The organism is Butyrivibrio sp. XPD2002 (assembly GCF_000423945.1).
In the GTDB taxonomy this organism is placed as follows: domain Bacteria; phylum Bacillota; class Clostridia; order Lachnospirales; family Lachnospiraceae; genus Butyrivibrio.
The window spans coordinates 464,437-478,750 of record NZ_AUIY01000001.1 but is presented as its reverse complement, the minus strand read 5'-3'; the positions used below and the strand labels follow the sequence as shown (position 1 = coordinate 478,750).

General features: G+C 38.7%; 13 protein-coding genes. 11 read left to right on the top strand and 2 right to left on the bottom strand.

Annotation, left to right across the window (positions count from 1 at the left end):
• Window positions 1-107 precede the first annotated feature (107 nt).
• The 8 genes from G587_RS0102030 to G587_RS21005 all read left to right on the top strand — a co-directional run bounded on the left by G587_RS0102030 (window position 108) and on the right by G587_RS21005 (window position 8,076).
• A complete protein-coding gene (locus G587_RS0102030; protein WP_026490878.1) occupies window positions 108-1,343 on the top strand; it encodes an O-antigen ligase family protein in 1,236 nt (411 codons plus the stop codon).
• Between the two features lie 125 nt (window positions 1,344-1,468).
• Window positions 1,469-2,194 (top strand): CpsB/CapC family capsule biosynthesis tyrosine phosphatase, encoded by a 726-nt coding sequence (locus tag G587_RS0102025; protein WP_026490877.1) that lies wholly within the window; start codon window positions 1,469-1,471, stop codon window positions 2,192-2,194.
• On the top strand, window positions 2,184-3,218 hold the full coding sequence (locus G587_RS24015) for an LCP family protein (protein WP_026490876.1): 1,035 nt from the start codon (window positions 2,184-2,186) through the stop codon (window positions 3,216-3,218). Before G587_RS0102025 ends, G587_RS24015 begins: the two co-directional genes overlap by 11 nt.
• A gap of 23 nt (window positions 3,219-3,241) precedes the next feature.
• Window positions 3,242-4,060, top strand: coding sequence for a YveK family protein (locus G587_RS21015; RefSeq protein WP_051200549.1), 819 nt, complete (start codon window positions 3,242-3,244; stop codon window positions 4,058-4,060).
• Window positions 4,057-4,755 carry a CpsD/CapB family tyrosine-protein kinase gene (locus G587_RS21010; RefSeq protein WP_051200547.1) on the top strand — a complete coding sequence of 233 codons (699 nt, stop codon included), beginning with the start codon at window positions 4,057-4,059 and terminating at the stop codon, window positions 4,753-4,755. The genes G587_RS21015 and G587_RS21010 overlap by 4 nt, the downstream gene beginning before the upstream one ends.
• Window positions 4,756-4,864: 109 nt before the next feature.
• Window positions 4,865-5,422, top strand: coding sequence for a leucine-rich repeat protein (locus G587_RS0102005; RefSeq protein ID WP_026490875.1), 558 nt, complete (start codon window positions 4,865-4,867; stop codon window positions 5,420-5,422).
• A gap of 95 nt (window positions 5,423-5,517) precedes the next feature.
• Window positions 5,518-6,912, top strand: coding sequence for a sugar transferase (locus G587_RS0102000; protein WP_026490874.1), 1,395 nt, complete (start codon window positions 5,518-5,520; stop codon window positions 6,910-6,912).
• A 12-nt stretch (window positions 6,913-6,924) separates the two neighbouring features.
• Entirely contained in the window at window positions 6,925-8,076 is a 1,152-nt protein-coding gene (locus G587_RS21005) for a glycosyltransferase family 4 protein (protein ID WP_051200543.1), read from the top strand.
• 12 nt (window positions 8,077-8,088) lie between these two features.
• On the opposite strand, the gene G587_RS0101990 is transcribed toward G587_RS21005, so the two are convergent.
• Together G587_RS0101990 and G587_RS0101985 are read right to left on the bottom strand one after the other, a co-directional pair.
• Window positions 8,089-8,919 (bottom strand): biotin--[acetyl-CoA-carboxylase] ligase, encoded by an 831-nt coding sequence (locus tag G587_RS0101990; RefSeq protein ID WP_026490873.1) that lies wholly within the window; start codon window positions 8,917-8,919, stop codon window positions 8,089-8,091.
• Window positions 8,920-8,938: 19 nt separating this feature from the next.
• A complete protein-coding gene (locus G587_RS0101985) occupies window positions 8,939-9,547 on the bottom strand; it encodes a biotin transporter BioY (RefSeq protein ID WP_051200541.1) in 609 nt (202 codons plus the stop codon).
• Between the two features lie 960 nt (window positions 9,548-10,507).
• Between G587_RS0101985 and topA the strand changes: the two genes are divergently transcribed.
• The 3 genes from topA to flgB all read left to right on the top strand — a co-directional run bounded on the left by topA (window position 10,508) and on the right by flgB (window position 14,314).
• Complete coding sequence (gene topA, locus G587_RS0101975; RefSeq protein WP_026490871.1) at window positions 10,508-12,601, top strand: type I DNA topoisomerase; 2,094 nt, start codon at window positions 10,508-10,510, stop codon at window positions 12,599-12,601.
• Window positions 12,602-12,838: 237 nt separating this feature from the next.
• A complete protein-coding gene (gene codY, locus G587_RS0101970) occupies window positions 12,839-13,618 on the top strand; it encodes a GTP-sensing pleiotropic transcriptional regulator CodY (protein WP_026490870.1) in 780 nt (259 codons plus the stop codon).
• Window positions 13,619-13,921: 303 nt separating this feature from the next.
• Window positions 13,922-14,314, top strand: a complete 393-nt coding sequence (flgB, locus tag G587_RS0101965) for a flagellar basal body rod protein FlgB (protein ID WP_026490869.1) — start codon at window positions 13,922-13,924, stop codon at window positions 14,312-14,314.

Genomic DNA, 14,314 nt, shown 5'->3' with positions numbered 1-14,314 from the left:
AACATTATTTTTTGTGATTATAGCATCTAAACTGTTGTAAATTATTTTTGCAAAGGAATACGGATTAGGTGAAAGAAGAATAGTTATGAGATTTATAGGGAGGTGCAGTGATAGGAGATTCAAGTGAGAATAATAAATGTTATTTATTTATTTTTCTTTTTTATTTATTGCTATTTCAGAACCCATTATCACATATTATTGGGCTAACCAAATATATTGATGAAATAATTGCGATAGTTGCTATTTTGCTAAAAATGCACGAATTAAAGGCTAAAAAGTTTGTCATACGTACAAATAGGGATGGTTTTATTGGCCTTCTTTCTATTTTTGTTTTAATGGGAGTGTGTGGCAATATAAAATATGAATATCAACCTTTTTTTAGTGTTGCAATTCCAGATGTATTTTTATGCGTAAAGTTTTGGATGGCGATTTATACAAGCAAATATCTATTCACCAACTTTAACATAGAAAAATGTTCACAAAAACTGTTTATTTGGTGTGTTAAAGTGCCTACATTTTTGTTCCTGATATTGTATATATTAGATAATTTTATACATATTTATCCGGATAATATTCGATATGGTATAAGAGCAACACATTTATTTTATTCATCCCCTACTGGATTCGTTGCTGCCTGCGCATTTTTGATATCTATCTTGATGATAATTCGACCTTATATAGATAAATATTACTTATATTTAGTATTATTACTATTACTAATGTGTTCTTCCTTGAGGAGCAAAGCATTTGTGGCTGCAACAGTATTTGTTTTAATTCAATATTTTGTTTATAAAAAGGATAAAAAAATTGATTATAAAACGATTTTGCTTTTTTTACCGCTAGTTGTTTTCATTACATGGGATCAAATAGAATTTTATTATTTTAGTGATATTCAAGATGATTCAGCAAGATTTCAATTGTTGGTGACGTCAATTGAGATAGCGAAAAATGCATTTCCCCTTGGTAGCGGATTTGGGACTTTTGGTTCATATATGTCGGCTATAAATTATTCGCCCATATATTATATATATGGATTATCAAATATACATGGGTTGATTGAGGGTGAAACTTTTTTTGCTTCAGATAGTTTTTGGCCTATGATACTTGGCCAAACCGGGGTCATAGGCTTGGTTTGTGTAATTATCATAGTTGTAAGAATGTTCAAAATGATTCAAAGACTGAGAGAATTCGATAGATCATTTTATACATGTGGTTTGATATGTTTATCATATTTGCTTATTAGTTCGACAGCTGAGTCGGCATTTGTAAATCCAATGGCAATACCGCTGGCAATAATGCTGGGAATAATTTATGGTAAATTAGAGAAATTCGAACGAGAGTGATTTTGATGCATAAATGAATGCGGAAGATGATGCCGAAGATTAGACTTGAAAAAATGAACAATGCTTTTTGAATTATATTGATTTAATGGAGTTATGGTAATTGGTTTTAGTGGACGGAGCATACGATGATTGACTTTCATACGCATATACTGCCTGGAATTGATGATGGCAGTAAAGATATGAATATGACTAAGAAAATGATCCGCATGGAACTTGAGCAGGGTGTTGATAGAATTGTATTTACACCGCATTTTTATGCAGATAATGATGATCTTGCTAGGTTTCTTTCCAGAAGACGAGAATCTTATGAACAGCTAGTCGAGTCGTTATCTGAAGATACTGATTTTGAGGAAATTGATATTTCTGAATTTAAACTTGGTGCGGAAGTGTTATATTTTCCGGGGATAGGAAGTTCAAGATGTCTTACTGATTTGTGTGTTGAGGATACGAGAGTTCTCCTCTTGGAGATGCCCTTTAGGAAATGGACTAGAGATGTTTACGGAGAAGTGAGGGATATAGTCGAAAAGCAACACCTTACGGTGGTACTTGTTCACATCGAGCGCTTCAGACATTATCAAAAAGATCTTTCGGTTTGGAACGAAGTTTTAGAACTTCCAGTTATTTCACAGGTAAATACGGAGTGTTTTCTTTCATGGAAATCACGCCGTTTTGCATATAAATTCATTAAAGAAGGACATGATATCCTTCTTGGAACTGATGCTCATAATGTTTCTTCAAGGCCTGTTAATATGGCGGAGGGCCGCACTGCTCTTAAGAAGAAATTTGGAGAAGGCATCTTAACTGAGATTGATCAGCTTTCGGATAAGTTATGGAGGAATGATGAATCGTAAACAATTCAAGTTAATATTGGAATTGTCGGCTGTTGTATTAGCGTTGATTCTTTTCTTCGTAGGAATAAGTAAGCTAGAGGACATTGTTGAATACCACTCAATGGCTGATTATGACGAGGATGACGAGGACGATGAGATAACGCTTAATGAAGGCGAACTTTTGATAAATGGTAAGGTATGCAGATATGATGCAGCAGTTAGGAACTATCTCATAATCGGAACTGATATATCGGGAACCTACGGAGAGGAAAATCCATCTGAGTATAGAGGTAATATGGCAGATGTGCTGCTTTTGGTGGTACTGAACCGATCAGATAATAATTATGCAGTTCTTGAGATTGACCGTAACACGGTTATGAAGGTTCCTATGATGAATTCAGATGGAACTGTAAATGCCAGATCTATGATGCAGATATGTACAGCGCATTGGTATGGCGGAGATCCTAAGATGAGTAGTGAAAATACTGTAAATGCAGTATCAGAGCTTTTAGGAGGACTTCCGATAGATGGTTATTACGAACTCAACATGGATTCAATTGAGCAGCTTAATCATGCTATTGGCGGTGTAACTGTTACAGTTGAAGGTGACTTTAGTGAGGTTGATCCCACACTTATCGAGGGACAGGAGATAACCCTTAACGATAAGCAGGCATATAACTATATTCACGCCAGAATGGAAGTTGGTGATGGCACCAATGAAGCAAGAATGGCAAGGCAGGAAGCTTATATAAAATCATTTCTGAATAAACTCATGGAGAGATCAGAAGAGGATAAGACCTTTCCCAATGAGATATATAAGGAAATGAAGGAAGTTGCTGTGACTGATATGTCAGGTAATGACTTCTCAAGGGTTCTTAACAGAGTAAGCAGAGGAGAGAACCTCGGCACAATCTCCTTCGAAGGTGAACATGTTATTGGACAATTAATTAATGATGATGTTGATCATCAGGAATTTTATATAGATGATGATTCCTATTATAAGGTGATGGATAAGCTGTTTCAGCTAAGTCCGTTAAATGAGTAGTTGTAGTTAGTAGAGGAGTAAAAATGGAAAAGAAACATATTGAGAAAAAGGCTCTTGAAGGATTGAGCATTGAAAAAAAGCAGGATGGAATAGAGATTGATTTGTTTGAACTTTTGAACTATTTCAGAACGAAGCTTGTTCTTATTATTGCAGCTTTTATTCTTGGTTCTGTAATAGCTGGCTCGTATACATACTTCTTGGTTGAACCATTATATACTGCGACATCCAAGATTTATGTGGTTTCAGCTTCAACAGATACCATGGTTAATTTAACAGATCTTAACCTTGGAACAGGGCTTTCTTCAGACTATGAACAGGTTCTTACGATTAGACCTATTTTTAATCAGGTTATAAAGGATCTTGATCTTGACTATACATATGATCAACTTATAGGAATGGTTAAGATTGCAGTTATTAAGAATACCAGAATTATGACTATAAGCGTTACAAGTACCGACCCTAATGAGGCTGAGGCAATTGCTAATGATATTGCAAAGCAGGCTGAGATTCAGATTCCCAAGCTTATGGATACTCCCAAGCCTCACATTATTGAGCCTGCAATTGTACCTATGTATAAGAGTTCGCCCAGCTTCTCTAAGAATATCATGATGGGAGCTTTAGCTGCTACCGCACTTGTACTTGGAATTCTGACAGTAATATTCGTACTTCAGGATACTGTAAATTCCGGTGATGATATAGAGAGAATGTTTGGTAGTCTCCCTCTTGCAGTTATCCCTGAGGGTGACCTTGGAACCCTTGCAGAAGGAAGCGATTCTTATGCAGGTAAAAAGGTTAGAACAATGAAAAATAGTGGTTCACGAAAGGAGAAAAAGATTTCATGAGCACTTTGATTTTAAATAATAATCCTGAACTCCCATATGCAATGGAGGAGGCACTTAACTCTCTTCGTATTAATATCGGATTTCTTGGAAATGATGTAAAGAAAATAATGATCGTATCATCAACCCCCAATGAGGGCAAGAGCTTTGTTGCTATGCAGCTTTACAGACAATTTGTTCAGACAGGAATAAAAACCGCGCTTATTGATGCTGATATGAGAAAGTCTACATTAGTGGCAAAGTATGGAATGGAGCTAGCTGATGGAGGAATGATTAAGGGAACCAGCTCAGTTCTTGCTGGAGACTGTGACTTTAAGGATGCTTTTTATAAGACATCCTTTGATAATGGTTTTATTCTTCCTAATGTTGAGAATGTTGTTAATCCCTCAATGCTTCTTGAGAATAAGAGATTTGAGGAACTTCTAAATTATGCAGGGGAGAACTTTAGATATACATTTGTGGATTCATCACCTCTTGACCTTGTATCAGATGGTGAGCGTATTGGTTCACTTTGTGATGGAGCAATCCTTGTTGTCAGAAGCGGAGTGACCTCGAAATCAATGGTAAGACATTCCGCTATGCAGCTTGAGAGAGCCGGTTGCCCGCTTCTTGGAGTTGTTCTCAACAGAATGGGCAGCTCTAAGGGTAAGTACTATTACAACAAGAGAAACAGCAGATATTATACAGCAAGCAGGTAAAAGTGAATTAAGGCTTTCGTGGAATGGAGTTACCTATGGCGAAAGCTGTAGTTACTCATATATTTATTCGAACCTTTGCAATAGCATTGGCGACGAAAGGAGGAGGAAAATGGTTAAAGTTATGAAAAAAGTCCTTGCATCTGCTCTCGCGGCTGCGCTTCTTGTTTCAACACCTGTTCATGCTGCGCCGTCACCTGATACAGGCAACGTTACTATAAATCAGGATAATGCTAAAGTTGATGTACCTGCAGAGAATCCTGATCTGAACGAAAATGTTGATACCAAAGATGATGGTACTGCTGCCTTTGTATCTATCGACACAAAGGATAAGACCGTAAGGGTGCCTGGTACCGTAACTGTTAATGGTGTTGAGTACAAAGTTACAGAGATTAAGGCTGAAGCATTCAAGGATGCCAAGAAGGCAACAAAGATTGTTGTTTCTTCAAATGTTACAACAATTGACAAGAAGGCATTCTCAAAAGCCAAGAAGCTTAAGACAATTAAGTTTAATTGCAAGAAGAGCATCAAAGTAAAGAAGGGCGCTTTCAAGGGCCTTGACACCAAGAAGATGACCATTAAGGTCACCAAGAAGATGTCAAAGAAGCAGTTTAAGAAGTTCAAGAAGGCACTTGAGAAGGCAGGATTTAAAGGAACTATTAAACAGTAAGTTGAAGGCAGAATTTGCAGATTGCAAAGGCCGGGGGCTAAGGTGCGCACTGTAGCGCACCCCGGGTCCCAGGTCAGAGTTTGGAGTATAGTGTTATGAATCGTTCTAATGTATCAGCGTCTTTTGACGTAGTTCATATGATATTGGATATCTTTTTCCAATGTGCTGCACTTGGGGGGACCGTTCTTGCCTGGGGGTCATTGGTGAGACCGGAGCAGTGGAAAAGTATAATATCAATGTTTTTTATTTTTGTACTAATTTTTATTATTTCAAACAGAGCAGCGAACATTTATAACAACACTTTGTTTTTCTATACAGACAGAGTGATTAAGAGGGAAAGTGTGTCATTTTTCTTTGCTTTCCTAAGTGGGTTTCTTACATATAAATTTAGCCTCTTAGAATCTATTGATCACAGATTCTTTGTTAGATTTCTGATGGTTTCCTACATGGTAATGTCGCTGGAGATTTTGTTTTTCTTAAAGATAATTGACAGGATTATAAACAGAAAGCATATTCCCAGATGTATCTATGTGGGAAGTAAGGCTTCTTACAACAAATTCAGATATTTCCTTAACAAGACTCCACTTACAGTCAATGAGATTGGCTATGTGAGCTTTGATGAGGAATCTGAGTCTCTTGAGTACATCGGCTGCCTTAAGGACCTTGAAAAGATTATTAGAAAATATAATATTGATCAGGTTTTCATAATGCAGAAGCGCGATGTGGATATTGCATATATCCAGAATTACATCGACCTGTGTATCAGAATGGGTGTTACCTGCAGAGTTGTAGTTGATATTTACAGAAGAAGAAAGGCATTTTCCTACAACAGCAGTATAGGAACCTATCCTATCATGACTTACCATACGGTATGCATGAATACATGGGAAGCAGCACTCAAGAGAATTTTTGACATTGTGTTTGCAATAATAGGTATTGTTCTTTCGTCACCTATTATGATAATCACAGCAATTGCAATTAAACTTGATTCTCCGGGACCCGCTATTTTCAAGCAGGTCAGAGTGGGTAAAAACGGAAGACATTTCAAAATCTGGAAATTCAGAAGTATGTATGTTGATGCCGAGGCTCGTAAGGCTGAACTTCAGGCTATGAATGAAGTTGGCGACGGTATGATGTTCAAGATCAAAGATGATCCCAGAATTACAAGAGTTGGCAAGTTCATAAGAAAGACAAGCATTGATGAGCTTCCGCAGTTTTTTAATGTTCTTGCAGGTTCCATGAGTTTTGTGGGAACAAGACCGCCGACCCTGGATGAGGTTGAGAAATATACAACCGACCAGTGGAGGAGAATCAGTATTAAACCCGGTATTACCGGTATGTGGCAGAGTAGTGGCAGAAGTAATATTACCGATTTTGATAAGGTAGTAGGACTTGATGTTGATTATATTGATAACTGGACACCGTTTATAGATATAAGAATACTTTTCAGAACTGTGTCTGAGTTATTTAAATTAAACGGTTCGTATTAAGTAGGAGCAGATATGAAAATCGCAATGATCGGGCATAAGAGAATACCGTCCAGAGAAGGAGGAGTGGAAATCGTAGTCGAGGAACTTGCTACAAGACTTGTTCAGATGGGACACTCAGTTACAGCATATAACCGCATGGGAAATAACGTTGCTGATAAGAATGCAGATAAAGAGGCTCATAAGCTTAAAAAGTATAAGGGAATTCGTATAGTTCATGTACCGACTCCTGGCTTAAAGTCATTAAATGCTGTTGTTTATTCTTTCATTGCTACGATCGGAGCGCTTCTTGGTAATTACGATGTTATTCATTACCATGCTGAGGGACCGAGTGCGATGCTACTTATTCCACATATGTTTGGAATAAGAACGATTGCAACAATTCATGGTCTTGACTGGCAGAGAGCGAAGTGGGGCGGCTTCGCAACAAGATACTTAAAGTTCGGTGAGTGGGTTGCTGCAAGATATGCTGATGAGGTTATTGTTTTGTCACGTAACGTTCAGCAGTATTTCCTTGATAAATACAACAGACAGACCATATATATTCCAAACGGAGTTAATCAGACAGAGTTCAAGGCGCCTAATAAGATTGCAAATAAATTTGGACTTGAGAAGGAAAAATATATTTTATATCTGGGCAGAATCGTTCCTGAGAAGGGCATCACATATCTTCTTGAAGCTTTTTCTAAGGTGGATACAGATATGAAGCTCGTTATAGCAGGCGGCGCCAGTCACTCTGGTGATTATATCGAGCAGGTAAGACAGATGGCAGCTAAGGACCCCAGAGTAGTAATGACAGGATTTGTTCAGGGTGATACTCTGACTGAGCTTTTCAGTAACTGCTATATGTATGTTCTTCCCAGTGATATTGAGGGTATGCCCATAAGTCTTCTTGAAGCCATGAGCTTTGGAAGAAGATGTCTTGCAAGTGATATTCCTGAGAACAAGGAAGCATGTTGTGAGTATGCGCAGTACTTTAAAAAGTCCGATGTTGAGGATTTGAGAAGAATGCTGAAGGAGAGTATTGAGCATCCTGAGATTTACCATTCATATGGTGAGATAACATTTTATTGCTATAAGAGATTTAACTGGAATAAAGTTACCGGTGCGAGCGCAAAGCTTTACATCGATACGATTCTGAATGTTGAGCGGATCAAGAATATTTGATCCGCTTATTTTTTATTGTAAAAGTCTTTTATTATATTTATTGGAAATAACTGATTCATCTATATTACCAGGTGAGAGAATAAGATCAAGGATACGTGCAATCAGCTGATTTATTGATATTTTTTCTTCGCCCTTTTTATAAATTGATCCGGCTTTTTTCCTGATATCTGAAGGCAGCTCTGATACATCGATATTAAAATAGATTCCGATTCCAACTACAATAAACTGGATATCTCCTGTATCAAAGTCAGAGACAGCTTCTGTTAAAATTCCGCAGATCTTTTTATCCTCAAGGAAAATGTCATTTATATTCTTGATTGACGGAGTAAATCCTGTTAATTCTTCAATTGCCCTGCATACACTAAGAACAGAAAAGGGTGTAAAAAGCTTTGAATTTTTAATCGAGAATTCTTCCGGACGCATAATAAGGCTCATGTAAATTCCACCCTTAGGAGAGGAGAAAGAAAGCCTTTTATGTCCGGTTCCGCCGGTCTGCTGCGCAGCGATGATCACTGTACCGTGTGGTGCATCAAAAGTGGCTTCGCTCTTTGCAGTTTTATTAGTTGATTCGAGAGAGTCGTGGACCAAAATAAGATCCGGATCTATCGAAGCTTGTGAGTGCTTTAGAATCTCAGAAGCGCTGATTTTGTCAGCTTTTCCTGATAAAGAATAACCCCTGCGGGATGCGGCTTCTATCTGAAAGCCGTCTCTTCGCAGGGATTCTATAGCTTTCCAGACACTGTTTCTAGAAATGTTAAGCTTTGTGGCGATAGCTTCTCCTGATGAGAATTTTCCACTGTTTTCTTCAAGGTAGCTTAGCACCATTTCTTTTGTGTCCGGCATATTATTTTTCCTTTGTCTGTCAGTTTAGTATTGGCGATAAACGCTTTTTGAGTTCGGGACCGACAATGGCTACAATTATTATCTTCAAAATTGCGGTAGGGATGAACGGCAATACACATGCGGTAAGCCCTGCCAGAAATGTAGTTTTGGAAGCTATCATAAACCAAACGGTTCCGAATACATAGTTTATTGTAGCACCAATTACAAGACAAAGCACGATAGGAAAGTAATACATAATCTTATTGGTTTTATCACTCTTATGACTAAGCTTAATGCCAAGTTCGTCGCCAAGGCCTGCTGTAAGGGATAAAACAGGGAAGGATACAAGGAATCCACCTGTTAATCCAAAAAGTACGCCGATTCCGCCTTTAAAGCCTGAAAAAACAGGAAGACCTACTGCTCCGATAAGGAGATATAAAAGTGTCGCATAGGTACCTCTTTTTTTGCCAATAACGATTCCTGCAAGAGGAATGATAAGTGTTTGCAGTGTCATGGGAACGCCAGCCGGCATGGGAATAGATATCTGCGATAAAACGCATATGATTGCGGCAAAGGCGGCGATGAAACATAGATCCTTTACTGAAGTAGATTGTTTGGTTTCAAGTATTTGTGCTCGGGTATTACTCATTTTAGATCCTTCTTTCATATTATAATTGTCACCCTATAAGATTATAATATTAAGGTGACAATGATAGAATAGGATGAATTGTTTGAATTGTCAACCACAATTACACGTATAGGGTGACAATTGCTAAACACAATATATGGAATATACAACGTAACAAACGCTATATAATGTACTTTTACGTGGCCATTCCTACATTTTATTTAAAGAAATTTGAAATATACTGTTAATTTGATTAAAATAGACTGAAAATAGTGACAAATTTAAAACGAGACAATCATTTTCAAAATAAAACAAAAATAAATTGAAAATGTATTGACATTTTAACTAGGTCTTGATATTATCATATTACCAACAGACGAGCAGATAAATGCTCAGTAGTAGCAAAGGTAGCGTGTGCTTTACCTAAGTAAGAACAGAGTTTTATCTGTTTTGCGAATAGGGGTGAGATGAGGCGGCGTGTGCTTCACCAATTCGATCCTGCTATTCATTATTTTTCTAACGAATCAATTGGACTACATGAACGGCGAGTAATATGGATGCCGGTAGTCAAAAAAGATCATGATGCGCAACATGATTTTGGTTGGAAGATTCGTTGATATAAAAAAACAGAAAAGGAGAACAAGTCCATTGGAAATTCAGAACTAGAGGGCACTGATCGAAGGATCGGTGCCCGTTTATTTTGTTGCACAAGACCGGCAAGCGAATGGATGCTTGCATACAAATTCATTTGCCGGTTGTAAGAACATGGAGCACGAAGTGCGGAATGTTCGTGTGCGAAATCGAGTAGGAGTCAGCCTGCTCGATTGCAAAAACAGTGTTCCTTCCTATATACGTTATTGCTTCTTTTTGGCACTTTGTAAAAAAATCATGTTGCATTGCCCAAAAATATGGTGTATATTTCAAAACTATGATAAGCTCGAAATCGAGTTTCTACTAATTAATGTAAGAGGGGCACATTTAATGGCAACAAAGAAAAAGAACTTACTAATCGTTGAGTCACCTACAAAGGTGAAGGCAATTAAGAAATTCCTGGGCAATGGATACGAAGTGGCAGCAAGTAACGGACACGTTCGCGACCTTCCCAGAAGCCAGATGGGAATTGATGTTGAACATGATTTTGAACCTAAGTACATCACCATAAGAGGTAAGGGGGACGTACTTGCGGCTTTGAGAAAGGCAGCGAAAAACGCTGACCATATTTATCTCGCAACTGACCCTGACCGCGAGGGTGAAGCTATTTCATGGCATCTTATGACAGCACTTAAGCTTGAGAATGCCAAGGATCGTTTTTCAAGAGTGACATTTAACGAGATCACTCAGTCTGCTGTTAAGGAAGCTATGAAGCATCCCAGAGACATTGACATGAACCTTGTTGATGCTCAGCAGGCCAGACGAGTTCTCGACAGAATGGTTGGTTACCAGATATCACCACTCCTTTGGGAGAAGATTAAGAGAGGCCTCAGCGCGGGCCGTGTGCAGTCAGTTGCACTTAGAATTATTTGTGACAGAGAGGATGAGATCAATTCCTTCATTCCTCAGGAATACTGGTCACTTGATGCTACACTTAAGGTAAAGGGTGAGAAGAAGCCCATCGTAGCGCATTACTACGGAAAAGATGGCAAGAAAGCTGAGATAGCATCAAAGGCAGAGCTCGATGAGATTTTAAAGGACCTTAAGGGCAAAAAGTTTAAGATTTCAGAGATTAAGAAGGGCGAGCGTTCCAAGAAGGCTCCGCTTCCCTTTACAACATCAACACTTCAGCAGGAGGCTTCAAAGGCTCTCAATTTCTCAACTCAGAAGACTATGAGAACAGCGCAGCAGCTCTATGAAGGAATCGACATGGGTAAGGCCGGAACAGTCGGACTTATTACCTACCTTCGTACAGATTCCACACGTATTTCTGATGAGGCACAGGCTTCAGCTGCTAAGTATATATCTGATGCATTCGGTGATGAGTATCTTGCTGAGAAGACACCCGGTGCTAAGGCAGGAGCTAAGATCCAGGATGCGCACGAAGCAATCAGACCTACTGATGTAAATAACACACCGGTTGCTGTTAAGGAATTCCTTAGCCGCGATCAGTTCCGTCTCTACCAGCTTATCTGGCGCAGATTCATGGCCAGCAGAATGGCAGCTGCCAAGTATGAGACAACTTCAGTAAAAATTGATGCTGGCGATCATCGTTTTACAGTCGCTGCATCCAGAACAATCTTCGACGGTTTCATGAATGTTTACACCGATGAAGATGATCAGATCGAGAAGAATACACTTGCAAAGAGAATAGATGAGAACTCAGAGCTTGAGCTTCAGGAGTTCGAGGAGAAGCAGCACTTTACACAGCCTGCACCTCACTACACAGAGGCTTCACTCGTTCACGATCTAGAGGCGCTTGGAATCGGAAGACCCAGTACCTATGCACCTACGATCACAACTATCCTTGCAAGACATTATATAACCAAGGAAAACAAGAATCTCTATGTGACAGAGCTTGGAGAAGCAGTTAACAAGATGATGAACGAGGCATTCCCTCAGATCGTTGACGTAAGCTTCACATCAAACATGGAGACACTTCTTGATGGCGTTGCAGAGGGTGACGTTAAGTGGAAGACAATCGTTGAGAACTTCTATCCTGATCTTGCCGATGCAGTTGAGAAGGCTCAGAAGGAGATAGAGAAGGTTGAAATCCAGGATGAGGCAACCGATGTAGTCTGCGAGAACTGCGGACGCAACATGGTAATCAAGTACGGACCTCACGGAAAGTTTCTTGCATGTCCCGGTTTCCCGGAGTGCAGAAACACAATGCCTTATTATGAAAAGACCGGCGTTTCCTGTCCTAAGTGTGGTAAGGATATCGTCCTTAAGAGAACTAGAAAGGGTCGTCTCTACTACGGATGTATTGATAATCCTGATTGTGACTTCATGGTATGGCAGAGACCTTCCAAGAAGGCATGCCCTAAGTGTGGCGGTCTGATGCTTATCAAGAATAACAAGCTTGTATGTAATGATCCTGAGTGCGGCAATATTATTGACCACAACAAGGAAGACGAAGAATAAAAATACATAAAATCACTTAAAAATACTAAAGCAGATGTGCGGATAAAAAGACGGCATCTGCTTTTTATATTGGTGTTCAGGTTTGAATAATATATATTGTATCAACTATTCATTAAATTTTAATTAAAAGATGCACAAATCTCTTTGATGTAGTCTATATTATATGTTACAATCGCATTAGTTGTAGTAGATTCATGTATTTTTGTTAACGTTTTCAGATAAAAGGAGAATTTTTTCATGAGTAGCGTACAGCTTTTGGACAAAACCAGAAAAATTGGTAAACTTCTACACAACAGTAATTCCGGCAAGGTGGTTTTTAATGACATTTGCTCGGTGTTATGTGAAATACTAAATTCTAACATGCTTGTTATAAGCAGAAAGGGAAAGGTTCTCGGAATAGGTGAGGCTAAGGCTGTTGACTCACTTGGCGAGATGCTTGTTGATGATGTGGGCAGCTTTATCGACCCGATGCTTAACGAGAGACTTCTTACGGTTTTGTCCACCAAAGAAAATGTCAATCTCGAAACACTTGGATTTGAAGACGTTGATATGAGAAGATATCAGGCAATTATCACACCTATTGAGATTGCCGGTGAAAGACTTGGAACTCTTTTTATCTATAAATGCGATGAACCCTATGACATTGACGACATAATTCTATGCGAATATGGCACAACAGTTGTTGGTCTTGAGATGCTAAGAGCTGTTAATGAGGAGAGTGCTGAGGAGAGCAGAAAGCTTGCAGTTGTAAAATCTGCCATTGGAACACTTTCATTCTCAGAGATGGAAGCTATCATTCATATATTCGATGAATTAAATGGCATGGAGGGCGTACTTGTAGCAAGTAAGATTGCTGACAGGGTTGGCATCACAAGAAGCGTTATCGTCAATGCTCTTAGAAAGTTTGAAAGTGCCGGAGTAATCGAATCCAGATCTTCAGGAATGAAGGGAACATATATCAAGGTTCTGAATGATGTGGTATTCGATGAGATCAAGAAATTAAAGTCTCAGATGTAAGGAATTTTGCGAAAATGCTTGAACATTCTGTGAACTGTCTAATATGATCCGGCTTATGCTCCGAAACATTATATAGGACGGTGGTGATGAAGGGATTTATCTTTTTTGGATAGATCCCTCATTTTTTAATAAGGACCTGATGAGAAAACTAATACTTGTATCAGCTTGGGTTAAAAAACACAATATAAAGTGTGTTTTTACCTCAAATCACTTGTAATTTGATAAATTTCATTTTAATATGTAAATAAGGGTTAAAAGGTTCATTATGCTTGCCCACTTCGTTTGTTTACGGGGGAGAAAAATATGATCAATAGCAATGCATTTGATTACATTAATGTACTGGATAAGACGGCAGATGCTTCATGGATAAGGAATGAGGTTCTGTCTAATAACCTTGCGAATGTAAATACGCCTAATTACAAGAGACAGGATGTTGCATTCGAAAGAGAGCTTGAGCGTGCGCTTGGTAATTCAAGGTATAAGACCATGGATGCTAAGGTTGCAGGACTTAAGATCAGCAGACTTAAGCCAAGACCTTATACAGACTATTCCAATTTCTCATACAGAATGGATGGCAATAACGTGGACATCGATACCGAGAACGTTACACTTGCAGCTAACCAGATCAAGTATCAGGGCGTTATGCTTGGTATCAAGTCAGAGTTTACCAACCTTCAGAATGCAATGAAAGGATAA

Excerpts from the sequence above, each read along its gene's own strand:
- topA (WP_026490871.1), top strand. The coding sequence starts at position 10,508 with ATGGCAACAAAGAAAAAGAACTTACTAATCGTTGAGTCACCTACAAAG.
- G587_RS21005 (WP_051200543.1), top strand. The coding sequence starts at position 6,925 with ATGAAAATCGCAATGATCGGGCATAAGAGAATACCGTCCAGAGAAGGA.
- G587_RS24015 (WP_026490876.1), top strand. The coding sequence starts at position 2,184 with ATGAATCGTAAACAATTCAAGTTAATATTGGAATTGTCGGCTGTTGTA.
- G587_RS0102025 (WP_026490877.1), top strand. The coding sequence starts at position 1,469 with ATGATTGACTTTCATACGCATATACTGCCTGGAATTGATGATGGCAGT.
- G587_RS0101990 (WP_026490873.1), bottom strand. The coding sequence starts at position 8,919 with ATGCCGGACACAAAAGAAATGGTGCTAAGCTACCTTGAAGAAAACAGT.
- G587_RS21015 (WP_051200549.1), top strand. The coding sequence starts at position 3,242 with ATGGAAAAGAAACATATTGAGAAAAAGGCTCTTGAAGGATTGAGCATT.
- G587_RS0101985 (WP_051200541.1), bottom strand. The coding sequence starts at position 9,547 with ATGAGTAATACCCGAGCACAAATACTTGAAACCAAACAATCTACTTCA.
- G587_RS0102005 (WP_026490875.1), top strand. The coding sequence starts at position 4,865 with ATGGTTAAAGTTATGAAAAAAGTCCTTGCATCTGCTCTCGCGGCTGCG.
- codY (WP_026490870.1), top strand. The coding sequence starts at position 12,839 with ATGAGTAGCGTACAGCTTTTGGACAAAACCAGAAAAATTGGTAAACTT.
- flgB (WP_026490869.1), top strand. The coding sequence starts at position 13,922 with ATGATCAATAGCAATGCATTTGATTACATTAATGTACTGGATAAGACG.
- G587_RS21010 (WP_051200547.1), top strand. The coding sequence starts at position 4,057 with ATGAGCACTTTGATTTTAAATAATAATCCTGAACTCCCATATGCAATG.
- G587_RS0102000 (WP_026490874.1), top strand. The coding sequence starts at position 5,518 with ATGAATCGTTCTAATGTATCAGCGTCTTTTGACGTAGTTCATATGATA.